General features: G+C 36.3%; 24 protein-coding genes. All 24 read right to left on the reverse strand.

Going from position 1 to position 23,330, the window contains the following annotated elements; all coding sequences use genetic code 11:
- Nucleotides 1–29 precede the first annotated feature (29 nt).
- The gene (locus K7A41_RS06585; protein ID WP_265713069.1) at nucleotides 30–1,169 is read right to left on the reverse strand and encodes a hypothetical protein; all 1,140 of its coding nucleotides are present in this window, start codon (nucleotides 1,167–1,169) and stop codon (nucleotides 30–32) included.
- Nucleotides 1,166–2,425, reverse strand: a complete 1,260-nt coding sequence (locus K7A41_RS06590; protein WP_265713070.1) for a hypothetical protein — start codon at nucleotides 2,423–2,425, stop codon at nucleotides 1,166–1,168. Before K7A41_RS06590 ends, K7A41_RS06585 begins: the two co-directional genes overlap by 4 nt.
- Complete coding sequence (locus tag K7A41_RS06595) at nucleotides 2,409–3,374, reverse strand: AAC(3) family N-acetyltransferase (protein WP_265713071.1); 966 nt, start codon at nucleotides 3,372–3,374, stop codon at nucleotides 2,409–2,411. Before K7A41_RS06595 ends, K7A41_RS06590 begins: the two co-directional genes overlap by 17 nt.
- Entirely contained in the window at nucleotides 3,375–4,820 is a 1,446-nt protein-coding gene (locus tag K7A41_RS06600) for a lipopolysaccharide biosynthesis protein (RefSeq protein WP_265713072.1), read from the reverse strand.
- Between the two features lie 349 nt (nucleotides 4,821–5,169).
- Nucleotides 5,170–6,456 carry a nucleotide sugar dehydrogenase gene (locus K7A41_RS06605; RefSeq protein ID WP_265713073.1) on the reverse strand — a complete coding sequence of 429 codons (1,287 nt, stop codon included), beginning with the start codon at nucleotides 6,454–6,456 and terminating at the stop codon, nucleotides 5,170–5,172.
- Nucleotides 6,457–6,563: 107 nt separating this feature from the next.
- Entirely contained in the window at nucleotides 6,564–7,070 is a 507-nt protein-coding gene (locus tag K7A41_RS06610) for an ArsR family transcriptional regulator (RefSeq protein WP_265713074.1), read from the reverse strand.
- Between the two features lie 186 nt (nucleotides 7,071–7,256).
- On the reverse strand, nucleotides 7,257–7,733 hold the full coding sequence (locus K7A41_RS06615; protein WP_265713075.1) for a hypothetical protein: 477 nt from the start codon (nucleotides 7,731–7,733) through the stop codon (nucleotides 7,257–7,259).
- Nucleotides 7,734–7,967: 234 nt separating this feature from the next.
- On the reverse strand, nucleotides 7,968–8,966 hold the full coding sequence (locus tag K7A41_RS06620) for a mannose-1-phosphate guanylyltransferase (protein ID WP_265713076.1): 999 nt from the start codon (nucleotides 8,964–8,966) through the stop codon (nucleotides 7,968–7,970).
- A 7-nt stretch (nucleotides 8,967–8,973) separates the two neighbouring features.
- Complete coding sequence (locus tag K7A41_RS06625; RefSeq protein ID WP_265713077.1) at nucleotides 8,974–9,396, reverse strand: adenylyltransferase/cytidyltransferase family protein; 423 nt, start codon at nucleotides 9,394–9,396, stop codon at nucleotides 8,974–8,976.
- A 6-nt stretch (nucleotides 9,397–9,402) separates the two neighbouring features.
- Complete coding sequence (locus K7A41_RS06630; protein WP_265713078.1) at nucleotides 9,403–9,870, reverse strand: adenylyltransferase/cytidyltransferase family protein; 468 nt, start codon at nucleotides 9,868–9,870, stop codon at nucleotides 9,403–9,405.
- 109 nt (nucleotides 9,871–9,979) lie between these two features.
- The gene (locus K7A41_RS06635) at nucleotides 9,980–10,501 is read right to left on the reverse strand and encodes a 3'-5' exonuclease (RefSeq protein WP_265713079.1); all 522 of its coding nucleotides are present in this window, start codon (nucleotides 10,499–10,501) and stop codon (nucleotides 9,980–9,982) included.
- An 88-nt stretch (nucleotides 10,502–10,589) separates the two neighbouring features.
- Nucleotides 10,590–11,711 carry a UDP-GlcNAc--UDP-phosphate GlcNAc-1-phosphate transferase gene (locus K7A41_RS06640; protein ID WP_265713080.1) on the reverse strand — a complete coding sequence of 374 codons (1,122 nt, stop codon included), beginning with the start codon at nucleotides 11,709–11,711 and terminating at the stop codon, nucleotides 10,590–10,592.
- 251 nt (nucleotides 11,712–11,962) lie between these two features.
- A complete protein-coding gene (locus K7A41_RS06645; RefSeq protein WP_265713081.1) occupies nucleotides 11,963–12,820 on the reverse strand; it encodes a glycosyltransferase in 858 nt (285 codons plus the stop codon).
- A 29-nt stretch (nucleotides 12,821–12,849) separates the two neighbouring features.
- Nucleotides 12,850–13,905, reverse strand: a complete 1,056-nt coding sequence (locus K7A41_RS06650) for a glycosyltransferase family 4 protein (RefSeq protein WP_265713082.1) — start codon at nucleotides 13,903–13,905, stop codon at nucleotides 12,850–12,852.
- A 3-nt stretch (nucleotides 13,906–13,908) separates the two neighbouring features.
- Entirely contained in the window at nucleotides 13,909–14,904 is a 996-nt protein-coding gene (locus K7A41_RS06655; protein WP_265713083.1) for an EpsG family protein, read from the reverse strand.
- A 105-nt stretch (nucleotides 14,905–15,009) separates the two neighbouring features.
- Complete coding sequence (locus K7A41_RS06660) at nucleotides 15,010–16,086, reverse strand: glycosyltransferase family 4 protein (RefSeq protein ID WP_265713084.1); 1,077 nt, start codon at nucleotides 16,084–16,086, stop codon at nucleotides 15,010–15,012.
- A 29-nt stretch (nucleotides 16,087–16,115) separates the two neighbouring features.
- Entirely contained in the window at nucleotides 16,116–17,420 is a 1,305-nt protein-coding gene (locus K7A41_RS06665; RefSeq protein ID WP_265713085.1) for a lipopolysaccharide biosynthesis protein, read from the reverse strand.
- Entirely contained in the window at nucleotides 17,410–18,558 is a 1,149-nt protein-coding gene (locus K7A41_RS06670; protein ID WP_265713086.1) for a hypothetical protein, read from the reverse strand. Before K7A41_RS06670 ends, K7A41_RS06665 begins: the two co-directional genes overlap by 11 nt.
- A gap of 12 nt (nucleotides 18,559–18,570) precedes the next feature.
- On the reverse strand, nucleotides 18,571–19,125 hold the full coding sequence (locus tag K7A41_RS23625; protein ID WP_322784015.1) for an acyltransferase: 555 nt from the start codon (nucleotides 19,123–19,125) through the stop codon (nucleotides 18,571–18,573).
- Nucleotides 19,112–19,891 (reverse strand): HisA/HisF-related TIM barrel protein, encoded by a 780-nt coding sequence (locus tag K7A41_RS06680; RefSeq protein WP_265713087.1) that lies wholly within the window; start codon nucleotides 19,889–19,891, stop codon nucleotides 19,112–19,114. Before K7A41_RS06680 ends, K7A41_RS23625 begins: the two co-directional genes overlap by 14 nt.
- Entirely contained in the window at nucleotides 19,891–20,505 is a 615-nt protein-coding gene (gene hisH, locus K7A41_RS06685; RefSeq protein WP_265713088.1) for an imidazole glycerol phosphate synthase subunit HisH, read from the reverse strand. The genes K7A41_RS06680 and hisH overlap by 1 nt, the downstream gene beginning before the upstream one ends.
- Nucleotides 20,502–21,647: an N-acetyl sugar amidotransferase gene (locus tag K7A41_RS06690; protein ID WP_265713089.1), complete on the reverse strand. Its 1,146-nt coding sequence runs from the start codon at nucleotides 21,645–21,647 to the stop codon at nucleotides 20,502–20,504. The genes hisH and K7A41_RS06690 overlap by 4 nt, the downstream gene beginning before the upstream one ends.
- 23 nt (nucleotides 21,648–21,670) lie before the next feature.
- Nucleotides 21,671–22,420 (reverse strand): SDR family oxidoreductase, encoded by a 750-nt coding sequence (locus tag K7A41_RS06695; RefSeq protein ID WP_265713090.1) that lies wholly within the window; start codon nucleotides 22,418–22,420, stop codon nucleotides 21,671–21,673.
- Nucleotides 22,405–23,325, reverse strand: coding sequence for a Gfo/Idh/MocA family protein (locus tag K7A41_RS06700; RefSeq protein ID WP_265713091.1), 921 nt, complete (start codon nucleotides 23,323–23,325; stop codon nucleotides 22,405–22,407). The genes K7A41_RS06695 and K7A41_RS06700 overlap by 16 nt, the downstream gene beginning before the upstream one ends.
- Nucleotides 23,326–23,330 lie beyond the last annotated feature (5 nt).

The following is a 23,330-nucleotide window of genomic DNA, read 5'->3' on the forward strand; positions in this document are numbered from 1 at the left end:
CTTTCTTTTTGAAAAATAAGAGAATACGATTAAAAATTTGCTTTAAACTGAATTTCCTGATCATATTTTTTTATATTTTTGGCATCTATAAATCTACTCATGATTGATTTTACATTTTGGTCATATTTAGCCAATTTTATCCAACCGTCACCGACAAAATCACCATTATTTTCTCCGTCTTTTATTCCACTTTTTATATTACTTCCATCCACATTGTCACTATATGTATTACTGTTCTTGTTATAGATGATATTTGAAAAAGTGTAAGACAACTTTCTTATATCGTCTAAAGTCCAATTTCTGTTTCCAGCTTCATAGGCTGCCACAATGTAGCTTATCACGTGATTCCCATGCGAGACATCCTGTGTAATCTCAGTTTTACTTGTGCCTGCGTCAGTACCCCTTACATCATCATATGTTGAATTCCATATATATCCTTGCTCCTTATTCTTAAAATTCCTTTTTAATAAAATATCATACTGATTCAGATAGGCTGAACATTGCTCTTTAATAACTTTATTATTTGTCAGCTTTCCTAAATACATAGCTACACCTGCCCAATGCGATCCCATGTGAGTTCTGGTCCATAAAAAATTACGATACCTCTTCCCGTATGTTTTCATCGACCTTTCGCACCACTTTGTCCATACATTTGTTTCAATAAAGCTTAGCGCAGTATTCCACCGTCTCTTATTTTGAGAACTAACAGAATTCCATCCATTTTTTTGAGTATAATATAAAAACTGAGCAATATAAAAAAATGAATAGCCCTCATAAAGCTGAGCTTCTTTACCATACATCGCTGTTTTTGATAAAGTAATCCATGTTTTATATTTATCTTTAAAAGGGCTTTTATTATTACTTATTTCTCCAGAAACACGGGCAGAATTCATAAGATTCTCTATGAGTCGCCATTGAAAATTTATAGCACTTTCTTCATTTGATTTCTCTATTATAGCATTATTTGCTCCCAAATACCGCCTTAATCCCATAAATTGATAAGCATTTCCCTTCTCGCTTATAGCTATTGCATGGTTATAGTCTTTAAAACTATTGCCTACGCCTAAAAGATTGTAGGGGTTATCTCGTACAACATTCTTTTGAGCCACACAACTAAATTGTAGTCCCCCCATCAACAATACTAGAAAATATAAATTTATTTGGTTCATACGCTTTTTTCTCTCGGAAAACAATACAACAAATAATTGACCAACAAAATTCCATTTGTTATTAATACGGTAAAAAATGCACCTGAAATATATGTAAATGCTATAAAAATTGATAACACAACCACAATTCTCCTATCAACTCCTTTAGCACAGTAATCATACATGCGTAGAAGATATATACGCAAAAAAGGGAAGACCAACAATGACCACCAACCAAATTGTGCGTAGTCATTTCCTAACAATCCTGTATTTGCATTGGTAGCTTCCTTACCACTGAGCATATAACCAATCATCCGTTGAAACCCCTCCTGAGTAGCATATGGGTCCTCAAAGCCTAGAAACCTAAAAACAGAACCTCTAAGATAAAGAAATTCTCGTCCAGGTGTTTCAAAAAAATCGTACATACTATATGAAATTTTGACCGGAACAAAAAGCGATCGGCGTGCCCAAATATCTGATATTGCAGTTGTGCTAAAGATCTTAAATTCCATTACTGAAATACACATTAGTAATAAAAGAGATATCGGAGCCCAAAGTCGCAATTTCTCCGTATAAAAGAAAAATGCGATGAAACAAATGAAAATCGAAAAAAACTGAGTCTTAGATGCTCCAAATGCAAAAGACATAAGTTGAATTAGTGTCACAAATGCAACAAAGCTCCAGTTACGTATTTTTAGTGCATATATTAAAGCTATTATCCCAACAAAATAAGATGAAGATTTGATATAATTAAAAATTGAAGGCATTGATATATCTCTTACTGCTAATCTATTTTCATAAACATCGTTCAAATCAAATTTGATTTTAAAACCATTGTAAAAACCATTTATAAAAAGCGTAGCAATAAGGATAAACCATATAATAAATGTAAAATATTTTTTACTCCGAGGAAGTAGCGGCCTAAACGAAATTGGTAAAAAGAGATAAAAAATAAACATAGAAAGCTGATATAGCATGCAAAAAAGAACAAACCCGCTAACTGTTTCTGTATATGCAATAAATACATAAAGTGGGATATAAAACAGTAAATTGAACAAGTTCATTACCATAGAAGAGGGAGTGTTCTTCCTATCAAGTATTATAAATGTAAATATTGTAATCGCTACCCCTAAACATGAAAAGAAAAAATTTCCGCCACTTGACTCGTTGACAAACCCTTGGTATTCCCATTTAGGAATGATCATATTCTCATACCCCCAAGTGAGGAGGTAATAATACAGAGATAATAATAATATAATTTTAATACTCTTCGCCATTTTCTCTGTTTGTTTTGAGAAATTGCCCATTTAAAATAAAATCACTAGCATCGGGCTTCGTATAAATTGATATACCTTTCTCCGTTAACTGAACACATCGATTGAACATATAATCAGAGCTAATTACTTCGATATTTAGATTCGAAAGCCGCTTTCTCTGAAACTTTGATTTATCAAAATGTCTCTTGATAATTTTAGCTGACCTTACCCCACCCTTAATAGGTAAAATCATTCTATGTCGACCAATTCTACCCTCGTGATCCAAGAACGAATATTCAATTTCATCACCAAAAAAAGAAGAAAAATATGCATACCTATTTCGGAAAAACGATTCAGTGCAATGTATAAGGGTGACATTTCTTAGATAAGAATCTAGTCCAAAAGAAAATATCAATCCACTAGTATGTGCCAGTTTATAATAGGGGGAGTAAGTGTCCCAAGCGACCTCTGAAAGATGATGCTCTCCAACAAAATGCTCCGCAAGTTTCCCATATGCACAAACCGAATGTTGTATATTTATACTACGCCTCACACCTGGAAAAGTTCGAAATACTTCAGAAAGATATCCAGCTCCTGACGGTGTTTTATTTACGTCAAAAAGAATATCTTCTGTATTTTCTCTTGCGGACCTCAATAATGCGGATTTATTTTTTGGATAAGCTGGCATCATTAAAGTTCCCTGCTCTCCTATTACCTCTATAATCCTTTCTATTAATTCGACGGCAGATCCTTTGTAATTATAAAACTCAGTCATTGCACTATGAACAAAAACCACGGAACCTCGGGCCATTCCCATCTTGCACATTTCGTTAACCAAATCATCAGCTGTAAATTCTTTGGTATATATCTTTTTTAGAACTCTTTTTTTTTGTTTTTTAACAAAAAGTGAAATACCATCAATTCCAAAAAATTTTTTAATTAATCTCCGTATTATCTTTTTAACTTCCATTTATTTCTTAATTTTTGTCCTCAGGGAGCTTGCAAAAGCCATTAATTCAGTATAACCTTGAAGCTTCGTCCACTTTGAAATTAACAAATAACAACTAACAAATACTACTCCCGAAAAACAAACTGTTAAAATATCAGAATCAAACTTCGGTAAGAGATAGACTAAACCGCCTACCAGTCCTGAAATAATATAATAAGGAAAAACGCTTTTTAATTGATCTACTAACGATAATGAAATTAAAGCTCCAGATTTAAGTAAATTTAATATTGTCATTACGATAGTACATAGTACCAAACCACAAAGCATATATTCAATCCCAAATTTAATTGTAAAAAGTATTGAAAGAATAACCAATAAATGCCTAAAAGAATCTATGAACAACAAAAATCGACCTTTCTTAAATAATTTATACAAATTGTAACTAATTTGCAATGTGGGTAACAACATTCCATAAACACATAATATTTGAAAATACCGAACAGCGGGCAGCCATTTTTCGGTTAATAAAAACCTAAATAATGGTTCTGCAACACACATAAGAAAGACCATAAGAGGAGCTACAAAAAAAATTGTAGTAGCAAAAATTCTAATATACGCCCCTCGAAGATATAGTGGTTCATCTATCTTTTGAGCTAATGCTGGAAATGAAACTTTTAAAACAACCTGAGAGATAGTACCTGCCGAAATTTCTTGAAATTTGTCAGCTTGATTGTATAACCCTACTTGAGAAACCGCAAAGAATTTCCCTATTACTAAGGCATAAATATTCTTCATCGTCGTGTTCACAACAGAGTGGAGCATTAAATTCATACTAAAAGCGAATAATTCTTTAATTGCCTTTATAGATATCGTAAATATGGGAACCCATCTCATTTGAATTATATATAGTAAGGTTCTTGAAGTATGTAAAGATATTTGTTGCCCAACCAAAGCCCACACTCCAAATGCAGAATACGCCATACCAATCCCCACTACTCCAGAAAATAATGCAGATATCAAATTTGCCATCGCCGTTTTTTTAAATGCTAATTCTTTTTGAATTATTACGTTCTGAATAAGTCCAAAAGAATTTATCGGTATGATTAAAAAGACTACTCGCGCATAATTTGTTAAATCAGGAAGACGATAGAATTCAGCAATAAAAGGACTTAAAAAGAAAAGAATAAGATATAAAAATATCCCGACAATCATATTTAAGAAATAGACAGAAGATAAATCAACTTCGCTCGTCTCTTTCTTTTGAATCAATGCTTGTGAAAAACCAGAATCTAAAAATATTTGACCTAATGCTATAAATACTGTAAGAAGTCCTATTACACCGAATTCAGTTGGAGTTAGTATCCTCGCAATTATGATAGTAACTATAAACTGTATTACCAAAGCCGAATACCTTCCAAAGGCTTCCCATATTACACCTGATATAAGTTTTTTCTTGATATTTGACATATACTATTTTAACAAAATTCTCGCTGTATTATTTCTTTGGTAAATAGAATTTACAATCCAACAGCTCATCAACGTTTTCTCTAATCGAAGGAAACCTATTAATTGAATAGTATCAACTTCCAACCTGTTGTATTGTTTAAATTATAAAGATCTATCTATTTTCTTTTTATTTCTTCGAGTAAACATGAAGCACAGCTTTCAAAACGAGATGATTTAAGTATCGATTCCGAATCTTGTCCGATTCAAGCTTAACTACTTAGTAAATTCTGGGTATTATTAAATCCAATACCCAGATTAAAGCTTTTATCTGCTCTTGCGTAAATCATACGTAAAAGTCTGAGTGCCAAAATTAAAGTCTTGCATCAACGACAGCCCTATCTAAGCATGCTTTTATATCAAATATTACGGCATTATCTTTTTTCAAATCAGATAAGTCCATAGTTAAAAATTCCTTATGTGATACTGCAACAACAATAGCATCATATTTATTATGTAAATTCAAAGAAGACAGAATATCAACTCCATATTCGTGTTTTACTTCTTCACCAGAAGCCCAAGGATCAAAAATATCAACATCAATACCATAGTCCGCTAAGGCATGATAAACATCTACAACTTTAGTATTACGCACATCTGGACAATTTTCTTTAAAAGTGACTCCTAAAATTAGAGCTTTCCCTCCCCTAACTGGAATATCTTTCTTAATCATCAGCTTCACTACTTTTGATGCTATAAATCCTGCAACAGAGTCATTTACTCGACGTCCGGAGAGGATAACAGCAGGGTGATAGCCTAATTGTGTTGCTCTATGCGCTAAGTAATACGGATCTACTGAAATACAATGTCCTCCCACTAAGCCCGGTTTGTATTTCAAAAAATTAAACTTAGTTCCTGCTGCCTCCAGCACATCATTGGTATCAATACCTACTCGATCAAATATCAACGCCAATTCGTTTACAAATGAGATATTAACATCACGTTGCGCATTCTCAATTGCTTTGGACGCCTCAGCAACCTTAATATTAGGTGCTTTGTGAGTCCCTGCTTTGATGATTGTTTTATAAAGCTGATCAACTTCTTCTGCTATTTCAGGTGTAGAACCCGAAGTTACCTTTTTAATTGTTGTCAAAGTATTGACCTTATCCCCTGGAACAATACGCTCTGGCGAATAGCCTACGAAGAAATCCTGATTTAATAAAAGTCCAGAGACCTTTTCTAAGACGGGCACACAATCCTCTTCAGTACAACCCGGATATACAGTAGATTCGTAGATAACAATATCACCTTTCTTAAGAACATTACCGAGCATTTCGGAAGCTTTTAAAAGTGGGGTTAAATCTGGTGCATTATAACGGTCAATAGGTGTCGGAACTGTAACAATATAAATTTGAGCAGATTTTAGCTCTTCTAAGGAATTGGAAGCCTTATATCCCTTTAAGAAGTTGCTTTCCTCGGCTTGCTTTATTCCACGCTTTAGCTTTTCCAAATCAGCCTCTAGTGTATGGTCTTTACCATTATTCAACTCATGCACACGCTCTTCATTGATATCAAAGCCGATGACCGGAAAGTGCTGAGAAAATTCAATTGCTAACGGGAGGCCAACATATCCTTGACCAATAATTGCTATTTTTTTCATTTATTTATCGTATTTTTATTATTGTTCACTAACTAAGTCGCAACCAACTATCTATACATCTTTTCTTTTCAGGACATCTGTTTTTTTGAACGTTTCTTAACCTCCAATTATTTTGTAGAATATAAAATAATTCGATGTTTTGGAGGTATACCCGCAAGTTGCACAACAATCTCTTTTTGCAACTTTTCGCCAACCTTGTCCGCTAACAGCAATAAATATGCCTGATTTAAATTTTCGCCCAAAATTAACACTTCTATTTTTCCAGAATCAAGTCCTTGTGCATAATCGCCAACCAAGCTAACTTCCTGTATATCTCCTGATTTATGCAGGATATGATCGACAATTTCATCAATGCCCAAATAGGTGTGAATTAATTTTTGAAGTGGCTTAAATAGAGAATGGCCTGTATTCGCACGGTACACGATTTTATTCTTAGCTGTATGCTTCTCCAAGTAACCAGCTTCCGAAAGTTGGTTGAGCTCTTTGCGGATAGCATTCGTAGATTCCTGAAACTCGTCCGCAAGGCCACGCAAATGCCCTTGGTTACTCGCTGACACGAAAAACTTAATCAGTAATTTGAGCCTAGTCTTTGATGTGATCAATGAATCCAGCATGGTTTAGTTTAAATGAGTAACAAAAGTACTCAATCATCACAAAACTTGCAAATCAACAAATTGTAAACAAAACAATAAGGCACGGTTAACACATAAATCCACGTGAAACATAATCATTAACACACTAAAATACAGTTCATTTACATCGGAAGCAAAAATCTGACGCCAACGCTTCCTATGTAACAATCACACCGTTGTACTCTGATACACATCCGTGATGGGTAAAGAAGCTACAAAGGGTTCGGGCCGTCCCTGTTCAAAATTCAGCACACCCGAAATGTTTACACGCTTACCTCTTAGGTCTTCAATGTTCGCTCCCCGTTTGATCACTTTAAAACGTACCGAAACATCGGCGTGTCTAGTGTCCGCATGGGCAAAAGGGATCACCAAAATCTGTTCAAGATTGACATCCAGAGCAGCATGCAGCGGTTTTACACGACGGATCACAATATTCTTGAGCTGTTCATCATTGCGCTCGGCCTTGAATACAAAAACACCGCTCCGCGCCTGCCGGTCACCACTATACTGGCCGGGGCGTTCCTGAAACATATAGTGCACGGTGATGCCAACCCGACGGCTGAACCGTTGCTGCTGCTGTTTTCTGCGAACAAAAAGATAGGCTACTGTAAATAATAAAATAGATAGAAGAATGGCAGATGTCATATGTATAAGTTGATAAAAAATTGACTTACTCAAAGATAAGTAAGCAATTTATGATCAACGCCAATTATCTAGGGACAATACAGGGACATTTCTCAAAAAGCTGATTAACAGCTAAATAACACATATTATCTTATTGTTAAGACAGGATTTCGTGACAATGCCTCAAAAAATTGACCGGAAATAGGAAAGATTAAGAGAGGGGTTATTCAACAGCATAATCCCCCTCTTAGAACGTTAATCGATCAGCTTGGACTGATGGCGTTCGAGTGTATTGTAGATTTTTTTGACATCCTGGGACTTTTCTTTCTGCAGCACCAGAATGGCATCTTTGGTATGCACCAGAATACTATCGCGCATACCCACAAAAGCGGTGTATATATCGGTACCGATAACCATATTGCCATTTTCATCGACCGGATGCCCCGTCTGCTTCAGATAGTCGTACATCGACTCAAAGGAACCAAGGTCAGACCACTGAAAACTGGTGGCCACGACGCGGATCTTTTTGGAACGCTCCATCACGGCATAGTCGATGGAAATGGACGGGATCTCCTTGGACAGGGCCAGATCGAGCTCACCTTCCTGGCGGTGCTGCCAGGCGTTAAATGCGGTCGCATACACTTTTGGCTCAAAAGTCTGCAGCTCGGCCAGAAAGGTGTCTGCCCGGAAACAGAACATACCCGAGTTCCAGAGAAAGTTGCCCCGCTCAATGAAATCCTCCGCTGTATCCTGATTGGGCTTCTCGCGAAAGGAAAGCACCTTGTCGTCTTTGTATTCGATATAGCCATAGCCGGTCTCCGGCCTTGTGGGCTGTATACCGAAAGTGACGATATACCCTTTATTGGCTTTTTCAATCCCGGCCTTGATCGCCTCGGCATAAGCCTGCTCACCCACGATGACATGGTCTGAGGGCGTCACAATCAGAATATCATCGGGCTGCGCAGCAAAGGCTGCAAAAGCAATGGCCGCAGCAGTATTCCGAGGCGTAGCCTCGACTATGTCAATATAGTCGATCTTGTTATTCTCCATAACTTCTCTGCTGAGGCTATGGTTGTCCCGGTTGCCCACCACAATGACCTGACCACAGAGCGACTGATTACGCTTGACGGTCATCTCAAACAATGACCCTTCTTTAAATAAAGATAAATATTGTTTGGGGTAACTTTTGCGTGATAAAGGCCACAGTCGGCTCCCGACTCCCCCAGTTAATACAACGTGAATAATATTACTCATTGTCCTTTTACTTTTTTTCTGCTTCCTTGTCTGCGACTACTTTACGCAGTCCTGCGCTCGAGAATCGATGTGTCCGCTTATTATAATAAATCTCAATATTTTCCTCGACACAATAAGAGCGGCCAGAAAAATCAGTATCCCGATATTCCTCGCCGATAATTCGTATTTGAATCGGCAGCGCTTTGATCATATCAATTAGGTCCTGCTCAGTTTCATAGGGAATGATCTCATCCACATACCGGCAGCCTTCCAATTGTATATAACGTTCCACGATCGTCTGTGTAGGCTTGGCTTTCCCAGGGAACACCTCCGAAGGGTCGGTATTCAGCCCCACGATCAGATAATCACAGTGCCTTTTAGCCTCTTCTAGCATCATAATATGACCAGCATGCAACAAGTCGAATACACCAAAAGTTATTCCTATTTTCATACTGCGTTATTTGATAGATTTTAAAATAGCTTCATCTTCGGAGGTGGCTTCAGCCACTATCTTACGTAATCCCGAGCTCGAAAAGCGATGGTCACGGCTGTTAAAATACAGCTCAATACCTTTCTCTTCGCAATACGCACGGCCGGTAAAGTTTTTCTCCCGATATTCGTCGCCCACAATACGGACATCTATTTTAAAGGAACGGAGAATGTCTTCAAGATCCTGCTCGGTGGCATAGGGAACAATCTGATCCACGTATTTGCAGCCCTTGAGCTGGATGTAACGCTCCACCACGGTCTGGGCAGGTTTATTTTTTTCAGGACGGTCCAAGGTCGGATCTGTCTGTAAACCACAGATTAAAAAATCGCATTGCCGTTTCGCATCTTCGAGCATCTTGATATGCCCAGCATGCAGCAAATCAAAGGCGCTAAAAGTAATACCAATACGCATATTTTTTTCAGGTATATTTACCATAGTCAATTGAAATTATAAAATATCGTAAGCTTATTTATCAAAGATAAAACTTATATTAAGAACAATGGAGAGCAACGCTTAGTTTCGATCACAATTTGGTTTAATATTTTTATGCCAAAGAAGGCACGTCGGCATGCCGTAGATATAAATTGGCACAGGCACGAGCATCGGAAAGCGCTTCGTGGTGGTTGAGCTCAATCCCCAGCACCTCACAGCAGGCATTTAAGCGCGCCGGCTTAAATCCTTTGCCCTGATAGATCCGAAAGGTGCATTCCCACTTTTCGCTGAGCCCCAGGCTCTCGTAAGGAAGATTGTAATAGTGCATCGTTTTGCGCAGTACACCCCGGTCAAAGAGTTCGTTGTGGGCGACCATCAGACGATTGCTGATCAGGGGATGAATCTGTGGAAACAGCTCCTTAAAGGTTGGAGCGCTGGCGGTGTCCCGGGGTCTGATGCCATGCACCCTGGTCGTCTGCCACATATACTGATTGTGTGGAGGCTGTATCAAGGAATAAAATTCATCCACAATAATCCCTTGCTCCACCACCACCAGACCTATTGCACAAGCCGAATTCTGGTTGGCTGTCGCGGTTTCAAAATCTATCGCGGTAAAACTTAATCCTGACGGCATCTCTTATCTCCTAAAAGTTGCGGTAAAATTAACATTTTTTTTAATGATGACCTATAAACTAGGAAATAAAGATTACCACCCTCAGTAATCACACGCTGCTGTGTAACAAATCTTCTTTTTTCTCCTTGTTGGGCATAGGTATAATTTTAACTTCAGAAACTACCTGTACTTCGGGCACCAACTCTACCTCTTTTACAACGTTCACTTTGGACATCGGAACCACCTGAGGGCGGACCACTCGCCTTCCTTTTCCCTTGATATCGTAATTATTGAAGATATATTGCTTCAACGTCAGATAAAAGGCGCTCATAACAGACAGCGTTGCTATAGCAAACCACCACTGTATTGATGCATCGAACCGCACCATATAAATCACTGATGCTCCAAGTGCCAATTGGACAAGCCCGTATACGGTGGACACCATCAGACTGCTATAACCTACTTCATTGCTCAACATATGTAGCAGAAACGTCCGATGGGGCTCAAAGATGTGGTATCCTTGATAGACGCGACGCGCCACCGACCAGCCGATTTCTATTCCATACACGCCAAGAAACAGTACGTAAGTAAAATCCCCAGTTTTAAGAATTAACTTACCTAAGGCAAACAACAGCATAAAAGAAAGGACTGCTGGACCAACGTCTCCAGCAAAGCAAACGGCTTTCTTCCGAAAATTAAAAAAGCCAAAAACGACTACCCCCAATAAGGTATATATCAAAAAATCTTGTTCAATATAGTGAATCTTGGTATTCACATAAAGCAGTAAGCCTCCCATGATCAAGGTGCAAAAGGCGGTCATGCCGTTGATTCCATCCATAAAATTATAAGCATTGATCACTCCTACCGAAAAGACGAAAGCCAAGATTAGATAATACCAGGGAAAATCAAACATACCCAGCTGAAAAGTCATTAACAATACCGAAAGCAAGTGAATACTCAACCGTGCGGTCGGGTTAACGCCGCGTATATCATCTAAAAAAGAGATATATGTCAATAACGTAAGCCCCACAAAAAACCATGGATATTGGTATCCTGAATATACAAAATAAAAACATGACGCAATGTAGAATATAATACCAGCGCCGCGAATAGTAACTATACTGTGAGAAGATCGCTCGTTAGGCTTATCGATGATATTAAATCTATCTGCAAGTTTTAAGTATATAATCTCAACTATGAAAAGGAATACAATGGTAAAAATATAATCCATAAAATATAATTAGTGAGTCAAACAGCTGCGCAAATATACATTATTAATTTTTGTTTAATAAACGTTAATACAAATATTTTCGCTACAACAAGAATTTTTTTTTATTTAAATATTGAAAACGACTATAAAAATAGAAGCGGGGTGGAACCTTAGCTTTGCTATTGCAGAAAGGAGCCTTTGATACTACGAAAAGCATAAATACAACATTAAAAATGTATATACTGCTCCATAGTATGTAATATAATATCTGCTTATTTTTGTCTTAAAAAATTTCTGTAGATGAGAGAGACTATCCACGATGGCATCAAGCGAATAGGGAATCTTATAATAGCATATTTTAACTGATCGAATCTTGTGAAAGCATCGATTTTGTGGGCATATTTAAGAAAGTTTATCTCGTGCAACAGGTATTGCCTGCCTCTTCTTCGACGGATAGAATTTAGATTACTATCGACGCGCATATAGTAAAGGGTTTCAGGAATATTATGGAAAGTGAAACCAGCCTTCCACAACCTTAAAAAGAGGGCATAATCCTCAAACATTAAGGTTTCGCTATTATATCCTCCAGCGTCCAGTAAACGTTTTTTCCTAAACATGATCGTAGGGTGGTTGAGGGGACTACGCAAGCGAATACGCCGAACGATATCTTCGTGTAGTTCCGGGCACACTTTTCTAAATGTGGAATCAGCTATTTCTCGATCAAATTCGCTTAGATTGCAGCCTACAACATCGATATGAGGGTGCTCTCTTAAAAATGCAGTCTGTTTCTCAAATCTATGAAAGGCTGAAATGTCATCGGAGTCCATCCTTGCCACATAATCATAGGTACAAGCATTTAATCCCACAGAGAGTGCATTACCAAGCCCGCTGTTTTGAGCAATTGGCACGACATTTACAAGCCCAACATTTTCCTTTTCGAACGCGGTAATCACCTTTTCCAACGGGTCCGTAAGCCTACCATCTTTAACAAGAACAATCTCATTGGGCCTAAGGCTTTGGTTAATCAAACTTTGTAACGCCTGATATAAATTGTCAGCACTTTCTTTAAAATATACTGACATCAAAACTGAAAATCTGATCATCCTTTCTCCTGTTTTTTCCTCTTTCATATTTTTTTTCTTGGAGCTGATAGCAACCGCTATTCCGCATTCAATAGGTTTCTATATAACTTACCGTAACAATCAGCCATGACATCAGCCGTAAACTTCTTTTTATATGCGGATACAACGTTAAGTTCCAATTTCGATTTGTTATTATACGCGTGCTCAACTGCACGCTTAAGATCTTCAATATTATCTAACTGAAAGAATGACACCTCATTTTCTTTAAATATCTCTCTATGGATATTGATATCAGAACATATGATAGCTTTTCCGACACCAGCCGCCTCAAGAAGCGAAAGCGGCAATCCTTCCATATAGGATGGAAAGATATAATAGTCGAAAAAACGATTGTAACGGTTAGCTTCAGCACGGCTTCCTAAAAACACACACCTGTCTCCAACTCCCAATACCACAGCACGTTTTTCTAAATTCCTTCTTTCCGGCCCATCTCCAATAATAACAAATGCATAATCATTTAGTACTGTCAAGCTATCTATAACCTGATGGAGCCCTTTTCTCTTTGTTAGAACACATGCTACACCCAAAATTTTATATCGTTTTTCCAAATCAAAAAATAGTGCAACATCCTGTTCATCAATGTTTTTTGAAGAAATATTTCGTCCGTTATTAATAACCTGAAGTAGGTTTGGTGAAAAATAAGGTGAATAATGTTGTCTCATTACTTCTGTCAGAGCAACTACTTTATCATGTCGACGTAAAATTCTTGTCCAAAGAAGCTCAATTATCTTTGCCCCTAATACACCGAATTGTATAGCATATTCTTTGCCTATCAAACCGTGTAAGGTTGAAACACATTTTCCCTTAAATCTTCTTCGGTTTTTAAAAACATAGAAATCAGGTCGTATGCCATGAGAGTGCACAATATCGCTTGTATAAAGCTTTTCAAGATTTGCGCTGTCTTTAATGCTAAATGTTGGACAACCAGCTTCTATTGGATTATGGATTTCATCAAAATAAAAAAGATAAAACTTCGCATCCGCATATAATTTAGTTAAATTAAGAATAATGTCTCTGGCCACTAAGATCGGCCCTTTGTTAGTTAACGCAGGTACTATTACTGAAATTTCCATTCTTCACTTACTAAATATTACATTTTGATACTCTTGAATAAAAGACTCTTTGCTTAAGTATTGCTGGAATCTAAACACTCCGTAAAACATCAATAAAATTAACATAATGGTCCTTAATGGTTTAATTCCAAAAGTATATGGCAAAATAAATATAAAAACAAATTGTAAAATTAAACCAAATCTTGCTAAAATCGCCATTTGATTAAAAATAGCACCAAAGAGTATAGCCATTAATCCTATCTTAACAAAAAAAACAAATCGCTCCTCACCTAAATTTTTAATCATTTGATCGCGAAAATACCAATAAAGCAAAATATTTGCACTATAAAAGTATGTAGAAAAACTACTTGCCTTTTCGGTATAACCTTCCAGTAGAAAGTAATTTTCATAACGACTATCTCCAAAAAATGCACCTAGAAAGTGAGCGAATAGATCGCTGAAAGAAAAAAATGTAATGAGAATTGATACTGATATTATAGTAAATATGACTTTTATATTGAGATTTAAAAAACGATTAGCAAGATATACGATAGCGGCCGAGATGGCACTTATATGAAACATTATCGCACATATCAACAAAAATACCGACAGCTTAATGTTCCTATTAAAGTATTGAAGTAATCCATACCAAGCTAGTGTAGTCGCGACTCCAAATCTAATCTGCGTAAATCCCCCTCCCAAATACATCAAAGCGACGTAGAGAAATAATGACAAAAACCAGTACTTAGAAAAACCCACTATAACTTTGTACAGAAAAAAAAGGTTCAAAAAAGAAATGAAAGTTAAAAAAATGTAGTCTGTTGCACCTAAACTCTTAAAAACGATGTTGGAAAACACGAAAAGCGGCTCTCCATAAACCTCACTTAAATTGTATCCTCCGATAACAAATTCCAACAAGGTTGGAGCGTTATTATAAATACGAACGTATTCTAGATAATCATTATCGCATTCAAATCTTAATCCAGCAAAAAGCACCAAAAGGATAAATAAACCAGTCAATATCCATTTTTTATATATAGTCCTTATCGAGAGTCTAAAGACATCGATAATACAGAAAAACAGAACAATTATGAAAATTAACCAGTACCAAACCATATTCCAAACCTAGATGTTTTTAAATAATTCAAACCAGGACCCTATTAATTTTGCCTTACTAAATCGGCCACTATCTTTTTGAGCCTCACGTGAGAATACATTTCTTAGGTTGTTATCCTGCATCGTCTGGGCAAGCATTCTTACAAATTCATCTTCCTGACCATCTTTAATCAGATATCCATTGCGACCATTGCACACGATATCACGCGGCCCCGTAAGACAGTCGTAACTGATAATGGGTAAACCATATGATTGTGCCTCTATCAAAACCATAGGCAAGCCTTCCCAACGCGAAGTCATTAAATATAAAGATGCTTCTTGGTAATAATACTCAATAGTTGAGGTCGTAGCAATCAAATGAACATTAATAAGGTTATATTCATTGATTAAAGCCCTCAACTTATCGCCATCCTCGCCATCCCCAACAATCTTTAATTCCCAATCGCTCAGACAGGAAGGCAAGTTAGACCATATTTTCAGAAGGCGATCAAATCCTTTTTGTTCAGTCAAACGTCCTACAGCCAATGCTATTTTACCTTTTTTTATTTTAGCGTCTGTCTTAATATCAAAAGTAAGGAAATTTGGAATGTGGTATAACTTTGCCTTGCAAGTAAAATTCTCTTTATACATTTCCTTGTCTTTGGCGGTTAACGTGACAATCGCGTCACCAAACGCGCAGGCTATAAAACGAGCAAACCTTTCCTTCGTACTTTTAAAAATTAACGATACATTAAAATGCTCCCAAACTACATTGCTATGCGATAGACCGACATTGGCTGCAATTGTGAACGGGCATAACAATGCCCCGATATTAAGAATAATAGATTTTTCAGGATATTTTTTAAATATCTTTCTTAATTTCAGAATAAGGATTGGAAAAAGAACGAACAAACTTACTTCCTTTTTAAACAATGTAATTATACGAATGCGTTTATCTACCGTAAAAAAAGGCATATTAGAGCCAAATAGGCTAATAATCGTCACACTCGATGCTCCCGATTTAATTAGTTCATTAGCCAGCCCAATCCCGATTCTTTCTGTGCCTCCGGAGTTTGCTATATTACTACTTATTAGAAGTACATTCATCACGATGGAATTAAAATCTACAATTTCCTTTAAATTTTAACAGTCTTTTTGCTTCTTAAGATTAATAGCCATGGCATTTTATATACCCTATTGCTGAAAAATGCTACCATAATAAAATTAACAAAACTAACCACGACCGTTGAATAAGCCCCTCCTATAGCGCCAAACTTTATAATAGCAAAATAGCTCAGGATCAATTGAAGACAAGCACAAAAAAAGGTAATTAAGGCTAATTTCTTTGTTTTCTTAACAAAAAATATATAATTGACAAAAAAAAGATACATTCCTTGAAATGTTTGCGACAATATTGCCCATAGGACAAACTCCTTCGCCTGCATATATTTTTCCGAAAAAAAGTGTGTGAGTATAAAATTTGAGCAAAGTGTAAAAAAAGCACAAGAGACGATTAGAATAACAATACCATAATAAGTAATTCGTACCAATTTCATTTTATTACGGTCTAATTCATAAGGATCAACAACACTCAAGCTTTTATATAAATAGGGGGTAAACGCATTATTGAAGGATAATGTCAAAAAGGAAACGAGGGTACCAAATTGAAAGCCTGTAGCATATAGCCCTGTTGCAGATTCGTCAATAAATTTAGTAATATAAATACGGTCGATTCCCGAGCGTACCCAAAAGCTTAATGCATGTGGAATTAAAGGCAACCCGAAATACAGTATATCTTTTATATAAAATTTGTTGATATTAATTTTTAGATAGCCTCTTCGATATAATAGTACAAAACTAAATAAACCCAATGACAGTGCGGCAATCAACATCCCATTAACACGCCCCACCCACCCCATTTTATAAACAATGACAAAAAGCAAAGACATACCGATATTAATTATCGTCTGCAAAATTTCATAAATACCAAACTTAAGTGGCTGCTCTTCCAAACGCCATAAGGAAAGGTTGATCGAAGTAACAGTAGCTGCAAAAGCCATAATAACCAAAAGCAAAAGATAATTTATGGGCACTTTGACAAACTCGTAAATAATTGGATGGAATATGAAAAAAATTATTAGAACTGAAGCTGTTATAAGAATCGTTAGTAATAACCCATTAAAAATATAACGAGATAATTCTTCCTTGGTAAATTTATAATAATTGACACCAATAGCGCCATCCACTCCTAACATAATGAAAATACTCACCACAGCCAACAATACGTTAAAATTAGCAATGATACCGTAGTCACCTGGCGCCAAATAATAACTTAGCAAGGGTAATATTAAGAATGGTACAGCTTTATTTATAGCATCGCAAAATGTATAAATTAAACTGGATTTTAGCAAACTGCTCCGAAAAATTTCATTAATTTTCATGCATCAATTCTAAAATACCATTATGAATAGTAATAAAATTGGAGGTCTCTTTTTCAGACTTACAGAAAAAATTTGCCAGGTAATTGCTATATTTTTCAACATCTATATCTCCTTGCATGCAATCACAGCTAAAATTTTCAGAGATCACTTTTGCACCAAGAAGCTCTTTTCCTCGTAACATACTTTTATAAATTGATCTTAAGAATTCATCTTTCATAAAAAACTGATCTAAATAAAGATACACGATCGGCTTCATAGATAAAAGTGCATAGCTAATTGATAAACTTCCATGAGTTAAAACCATATCTGAGTGAATAACGAGCTCGGCCGTTTTATTGGCAATAAGTAGCCTTCTGCCAAATTCATTTTTATATGTTGCTTTCGGATGACTTGCGATAACGACCGGCAGACCCGTACATTTTTCTATCTTGTCGAAAACTTCATTCATGCAAGCATAATATGCAGACCTGGATATCACGTTTTTCTTGCCGAGCATAACAATATCTGGATGATCCAATAACATAATATCCAAAAATACAATATAGGGATAATCCAACAACGGAGCTTGCGTCTTCTTTTTATCATACTCAATTACATCAAAATAGTCCAATGATATAACACGACGAGCTTTAGGGGCATATTGTAGAGATTGGCCTGTTAAATAGAAAATATCCGGAATTGCATAGTCATGTTTTGAAATACGATTAAACCCCCAGTTAATTATTTTAGCAAAAAAAACGTCAAAATCTACTCCCTTAAGCTTACTTGTTAAAGACGGAGAAACTTCCAAAGACTTTGTTGGATTTAGATAATAATCAATTTTTATCCACTTTAGTCCTTTACTGGATATTTTTTTAAATATACCTCTCGTATTAAATAAAAACCAAATCTCGACAATTAACAGGCTATTGCTCGAATCCAGTTTTTCTAGTTTGGAAAAAAGTGTTTGAATCGAAGCAATGTAGGTTACATAGTCTTTCCTGACTCGGTATTGGAATCTTGCATTCTTCATATAGGGAAGGATATCACAAAGAGCCCAGTATTCGACCTCGTATCCTAAAGATAAAAACTCCTCAATATAATAATGATTTATCTTACGGTCATGAAATGGTTCATGGTCCAATATAACAATTTTCATACACTGAATTTCTTAACCAATATTCCTCAGTATCTTTGCAGGATTACCAGCCGCAACAACATGCCTAGGAATAGATTTTGTAACTACGGAACCAGCCCCCACAACCGAATTTTCACCAATAGTAACACCAGGAAGAATAATTGTATTCGCCCCAATCCAACACCCTTTTTCTAAAACAACCTGTTGATCTGGATAATATCCTTGATCAATTATTGGGACATTCCTATCATCAAACTTATGGTTATTCACATAGATATGTACGCCACTTCCAATCATTACATCATCTTCTATTATGATCGAATGCTCCATAGAGATAAGAGTCTCCCCAAAAAGCATAGTATTGGGCCTGATAACGACTCGATCACCAATAGAAATCTGCGAACATCCAATAGCATAAGCTCCTGCTCGAAACTGAGCAGAGTCAGAAAAAGATCTGAATTTATTTTTACATAATTTCCTCATTAACACTGGAAAATGCAACTGCCAGTGGGTAAAAGGAACATCAGGTCCTATTCTATCTGCTTTGAGACAAAACCGATACTTACGTATTATTTCATTTATTAACATCCCAATTCGCTATATTTTCTCCAAAATTGATAATATGTTTTCGAGCATTTGGTAATCCGTCACCAATAAAATTAAAAAGATTGGCTGTAGCAACCGCACTAATTTCCTCTTTTTGGAGGGCCTCCAATAAATGATTTTCGTTCCCTGCTCCTCCAGCAATAATAATTGGTACTTGTGAATATTCGCGAGTTAATTGAATAAGGCTAAAATCATAGCCGAACCCAGTTCCGTCCCGATCAATCGAATTTAAATAAATTTCACCGATCTCCAGTTCAGCGAGATGCTTTAGGTAGTCTTCAAAATTTAAATCTATCTTTTTTGTACCATTACCGATGTATAATTCAACATTCCCACCAACAACTTTGTGGTCAATTGAAGCAACTACACTTTGACTACCATAATGGGCTACCAATTCTTTCACAAAAGAAGGATTTTCAAACAAAGCCGAATTGACGACGATTTTATCTGCACCACTATTGAAAAGCAATTCAGCATCTTTTAACGAATGAACTCCACCTCCAGCGGCGACAGGTATAAAGGTTCCTTCCACTATTTTTTCAACCGTACTAGCAAATTTTCTGATATCTTTATTTTGCTTGGTTGTATCCAAAACTATAATCTCATCTAATGACCAAGCAATTTCCTTAAATTTGTAGTTTCTTTCCAACCAATTGATGTTGCCTACTTTTTGCAAACGAAAATTCCGACTTTGCATAAAGTAACCATCATTATACAATAGAGTGAAAATAATACGCTTTCTTAACATTAAAATTTATCTAAAAAATTCCTTAACAATCTTAGTCCATTCGTTTGACTTAATTCGGGATGAAATTGGACACCAGCTACATTTTCTTTTTCAAATGAGGCTACGAAAGTAGAACCATAGTCGCACGTCGTGTAGTTTTCCTCAAAAGAGTCTGTTAACAGTCTATAACTATGGGTAAAATAAAAATCAGGTTGGCCAACAATACCATCAAATAGTCGAGAATGCTCAAATGGTCTTACTTGATTAAAACCTACATGAGGAATAAGCAAATTTTCATTTTCGAATCGCTCTACTCTCGCATCAACGAAACCCAAACCATAGTTTTGCCCGTCTTCATTACTATATTTGCCCATTAATTGCATCCCCAAACAGATACCTAAGATAGGCCTTTTATCAATCAGAACAAGCTTGTCCAAAATATGGTCCAGTTTCAATGTGCGGATCCTACCAATCGCTTTACCAAAAGATCCCACGCCCGGTAATATCAAACGATCAGCTTGTTGTAATTCTTCAAAGGATGATGTTAGTACGATTTCTTCAACCTCTAGAAATTTTAAAGCACCAGCTATGGAACGGATATTCCCCATCCCATAATCGACAATAGCTACCTTCATATCTCAAAATCTTCTCCAACAACAAATTTTGGTTGCCATATACCATCGGCCTTTTCAAACAGATCTTTATTTGCATATTTATCCAATACTTGATCAAATTCTTCTTTAGTCATTTTATAATAGTCCAAATATGTTGGAATCAATTCTTCAGGATAGGCATTATCATACATTCTAACTAAATTCAAAGCTTGATTGCGTGTCATTGAACCTCTTCTAATCTCTATCCCTGCATCTTGAGTAGCGCGCCCAAATCCAAATTTCAAATACATTAAATAGGCATGCAAAGCATATAATGCTTGGTCATTCTGAGCAAAATTTGTAAATGTGTCTTGGTTACCTTCATCTTTTTCAACTAGGCCACAGTATTCTTTTGCTACTACATAGTTTCTATAGGAATCCCAAGATTCATAATATGACCAATGTGTAAATTCCAAGCCTACACTAGATATTTCCGTTTCAGTTGGAAAATTAAAGAATGTCAAATCTGCCTCCGTAATGTCACCATCAGCTAAGATTCGATCAAAAACCTTCTGATGCCCTCCTTCTAAATAAACACTGCGCATATAATCAACATCATACGTAGGTTTATCCTTACTAGCAACTGACCCTCCGTACTCGATTTCACCATCCTCGCCGTAAAACAATAAGGGGATTTTGAAACTGATAGCGGTGCGAATTACAGCTGTATGTATGGCTATCAACCAACCATAATATGGAAAACCTTTCTCTATAAATCCATATTTATTTAATCTATCAAGTACTTTAGGATTAGTCGAAACGTGAATATGATTGAAACCTGATTGAATAAAATTAAATAGATTTTGGTCTCCAATAGGTAAAGACAATGCCGGTCTAACTGTAACAGCCAACGGATTCATACCGTATTTCTCTTTAAGCATATAAGCTACATAAGAACCATCTTTTCCTCCACTGACAGGAACTATACAATCAAAACTCCCTGATTTTGATCTATGTTTTTCTAATAATGTAGCCAGTTCCTCCTGTCTAGGAGCCCAGTTCATTGTCTTTTTTTCCTCCATCCACTGACATGCATTACACCATCCTCGATCGTCAAACGAGATCCTTGGTCGAGTAGACATGTTTAAACAGTTTTTACACCAAAATATTTTTTCACCTTTCATATAATTATTATATTTTTTACAAGTTATATAGCAGTCCAGCCACCATCTACCATCAGATTATGTCCCGTAATAAATGTCGCGTCATCGGATAGCAAGAAGCTTATTGCTGGAGCAATCTCCTCCGGTTTACCTAATCTGCCCAATGGAGATTTATCACTATATCTTTTGATAAATGACGGATGTTGATTTTTCTTATCAATAATTCCTCCCGGGGAAACACAGTTTACTCTAATATTATAACTTCCATAGTATGATGCTAGATATCTCGAGAAATTAATAATCCCTCCCTTAATAGCAGCATATGCAGCTGGCGAAGTTCCACCATATTCTTCATACAACGTAAAATCATTTCCTACCACACCGTAAATAGACGCAATATTAACAATTGAACCCGATCGCTGCATTTTCATTATCTTTAAAACCTTCTGGCAAATGTAAAAAACAGCATTCAGCTGCATGTCCAGATTTTTTTGCCAAGAGGTATATTCGATCTGCTCAAAAGGCTTGCCCCAATCCTGTGTTCGAGGATAAGCCAAATTTACCAATCCATCAATACGACCGTATTTTGAAGTAACCTCCTCGATTACCTTATCAATTTCTGTGATATCAGTAACATTTGCACTTAAAAATAGCGTTGCTTCCGATTCAAATTCATTAATATCAATGGCCACAACGATTGCCTCATGTGCCACTAAATGTCTTACTGATTGTCGACCTATCAATCCTCCTGCTCCCGTAACGAGAATTACCTTATCTTTTAATCCTGAATACATAGTTTTAAAATAGTATTTGCGTCATCAATTGTATTGAAGCTTACATTGGCTCCAATAATACTATCTATAAAATAGCGGATTTGATTGTCATAAGTATCTAAAATCGTCTGACTTGATTGAAAAATTATTTCCCCATTAAAATAAATTACATTGTTCAATAGATCCGCCAAATAAGTACCATCTGAAGTAACGACTTCCATTGTTCTCTTCGGATCTTTTCGATAATAGTTTAATACTATGGACGCTGTAAACATTGGATACTCCCATATATAATTTGCATAATCTACCGCCGAAATATCCAAAGATGAAACATTTCTAAAGAGAGAACGATGTGCTGTTGGTTTTCCAAAAAACCAATACACGTAATCAAGTTCGTGGATTAAATCGATATGTACCCCTCCCCCCATTTCTTTGTTTGCACTATAAACTTTCCGGAAATCGACATTTGGCCTCCATTCCGGGAGATTAGACCCACAATAGACGTTAACTTCGTTTATTCGTTTGCCTTCAAGATACCCCTTTAGTTGTTTTATTGCATCTAAAAAACGTAGATTACAAGCAACATATGTAATGACCCCGGATGTTAATACTTTTTTAACCAATTCCTCGGTATCTTTTGTCAATTCAGAAAAAAGAGGTTTTTCAATAAATAACGGCTTCTTAAAAGCTATACATGTCTTTATAGTATCATAATGTTGGTGGGTCGGATTCGAAATAATAACAAAATCCAATACATCTAAATCAAAATCTTCTAATGAGAACAGATTGGTGACTCCTTGATAAACGGATGCAGTGTCTGTATTCCCTCTACGCAAAGCATAATATTCTATATTTTCGATCTGTCTTCTCATTGCCTCAATATGTTTTTTCGCAATAGAGCCCAAACCAACTATTAGCACCTTCATTTAGA

This window comes from Sphingobacterium sp. InxBP1, assembly GCF_026191775.1.
Lineage (GTDB): Bacteria > Bacteroidota > Bacteroidia > Sphingobacteriales > Sphingobacteriaceae > Sphingobacterium > Sphingobacterium thalpophilum.

Excerpts from the sequence above, each read along its gene's own strand:
- K7A41_RS06640 (WP_265713080.1), bottom strand. The coding sequence starts at position 11,711 with ATGGATTATATTTTTACCATTGTATTCCTTTTCATAGTTGAGATTATA.
- K7A41_RS06595 (WP_265713071.1), bottom strand. The coding sequence starts at position 3,374 with ATGGAAGTTAAAAAGATAATACGGAGATTAATTAAAAAATTTTTTGGA.
- K7A41_RS06700 (WP_265713091.1), bottom strand. The coding sequence starts at position 23,325 with ATGAAGGTGCTAATAGTTGGTTTGGGCTCTATTGCGAAAAAACATATT.
- K7A41_RS06585 (WP_265713069.1), bottom strand. The coding sequence starts at position 1,169 with ATGAACCAAATAAATTTATATTTTCTAGTATTGTTGATGGGGGGACTA.
- K7A41_RS06635 (WP_265713079.1), bottom strand. The coding sequence starts at position 10,501 with ATGCCGTCAGGATTAAGTTTTACCGCGATAGATTTTGAAACCGCGACA.
- K7A41_RS06600 (WP_265713072.1), bottom strand. The coding sequence starts at position 4,820 with ATGTCAAATATCAAGAAAAAACTTATATCAGGTGTAATATGGGAAGCC.
- K7A41_RS06620 (WP_265713076.1), bottom strand. The coding sequence starts at position 8,966 with ATGAGTAATATTATTCACGTTGTATTAACTGGGGGAGTCGGGAGCCGA.
- K7A41_RS23625 (WP_322784015.1), bottom strand. The coding sequence starts at position 19,125 with ATGTTAATAAATGAAATAATACGTAAGTATCGGTTTTGTCTCAAAGCA.
- K7A41_RS06615 (WP_265713075.1), bottom strand. The coding sequence starts at position 7,733 with ATGACATCTGCCATTCTTCTATCTATTTTATTATTTACAGTAGCCTAT.
- K7A41_RS06645 (WP_265713081.1), bottom strand. The coding sequence starts at position 12,820 with ATGAAAGAGGAAAAAACAGGAGAAAGGATGATCAGATTTTCAGTTTTG.
- K7A41_RS06680 (WP_265713087.1), bottom strand. The coding sequence starts at position 19,891 with ATGTTAAGAAAGCGTATTATTTTCACTCTATTGTATAATGATGGTTAC.
- K7A41_RS06660 (WP_265713084.1), bottom strand. The coding sequence starts at position 16,086 with ATGAATGTACTTCTAATAAGTAGTAATATAGCAAACTCCGGAGGCACA.
- K7A41_RS06695 (WP_265713090.1), bottom strand. The coding sequence starts at position 22,420 with ATGTATTCAGGATTAAAAGATAAGGTAATTCTCGTTACGGGAGCAGGA.
- K7A41_RS06625 (WP_265713077.1), bottom strand. The coding sequence starts at position 9,396 with ATGAAAATAGGAATAACTTTTGGTGTATTCGACTTGTTGCATGCTGGT.
- K7A41_RS06630 (WP_265713078.1), bottom strand. The coding sequence starts at position 9,870 with ATGGTAAATATACCTGAAAAAAATATGCGTATTGGTATTACTTTTAGC.
- K7A41_RS06690 (WP_265713089.1), bottom strand. The coding sequence starts at position 21,647 with ATGAAAGGTGAAAAAATATTTTGGTGTAAAAACTGTTTAAACATGTCT.
- hisH (WP_265713088.1), bottom strand. The coding sequence starts at position 20,505 with ATGAAGGTAGCTATTGTCGATTATGGGATGGGGAATATCCGTTCCATA.
- K7A41_RS06590 (WP_265713070.1), bottom strand. The coding sequence starts at position 2,425 with ATGGCGAAGAGTATTAAAATTATATTATTATTATCTCTGTATTATTAC.
- K7A41_RS06665 (WP_265713085.1), bottom strand. The coding sequence starts at position 17,420 with ATGAAAATTAATGAAATTTTTCGGAGCAGTTTGCTAAAATCCAGTTTA.
- K7A41_RS06610 (WP_265713074.1), bottom strand. The coding sequence starts at position 7,070 with ATGCTGGATTCATTGATCACATCAAAGACTAGGCTCAAATTACTGATT.
- K7A41_RS06605 (WP_265713073.1), bottom strand. The coding sequence starts at position 6,456 with ATGAAAAAAATAGCAATTATTGGTCAAGGATATGTTGGCCTCCCGTTA.
- K7A41_RS06650 (WP_265713082.1), bottom strand. The coding sequence starts at position 13,905 with ATGGAAATTTCAGTAATAGTACCTGCGTTAACTAACAAAGGGCCGATC.
- K7A41_RS06670 (WP_265713086.1), bottom strand. The coding sequence starts at position 18,558 with ATGAAAATTGTTATATTGGACCATGAACCATTTCATGACCGTAAGATA.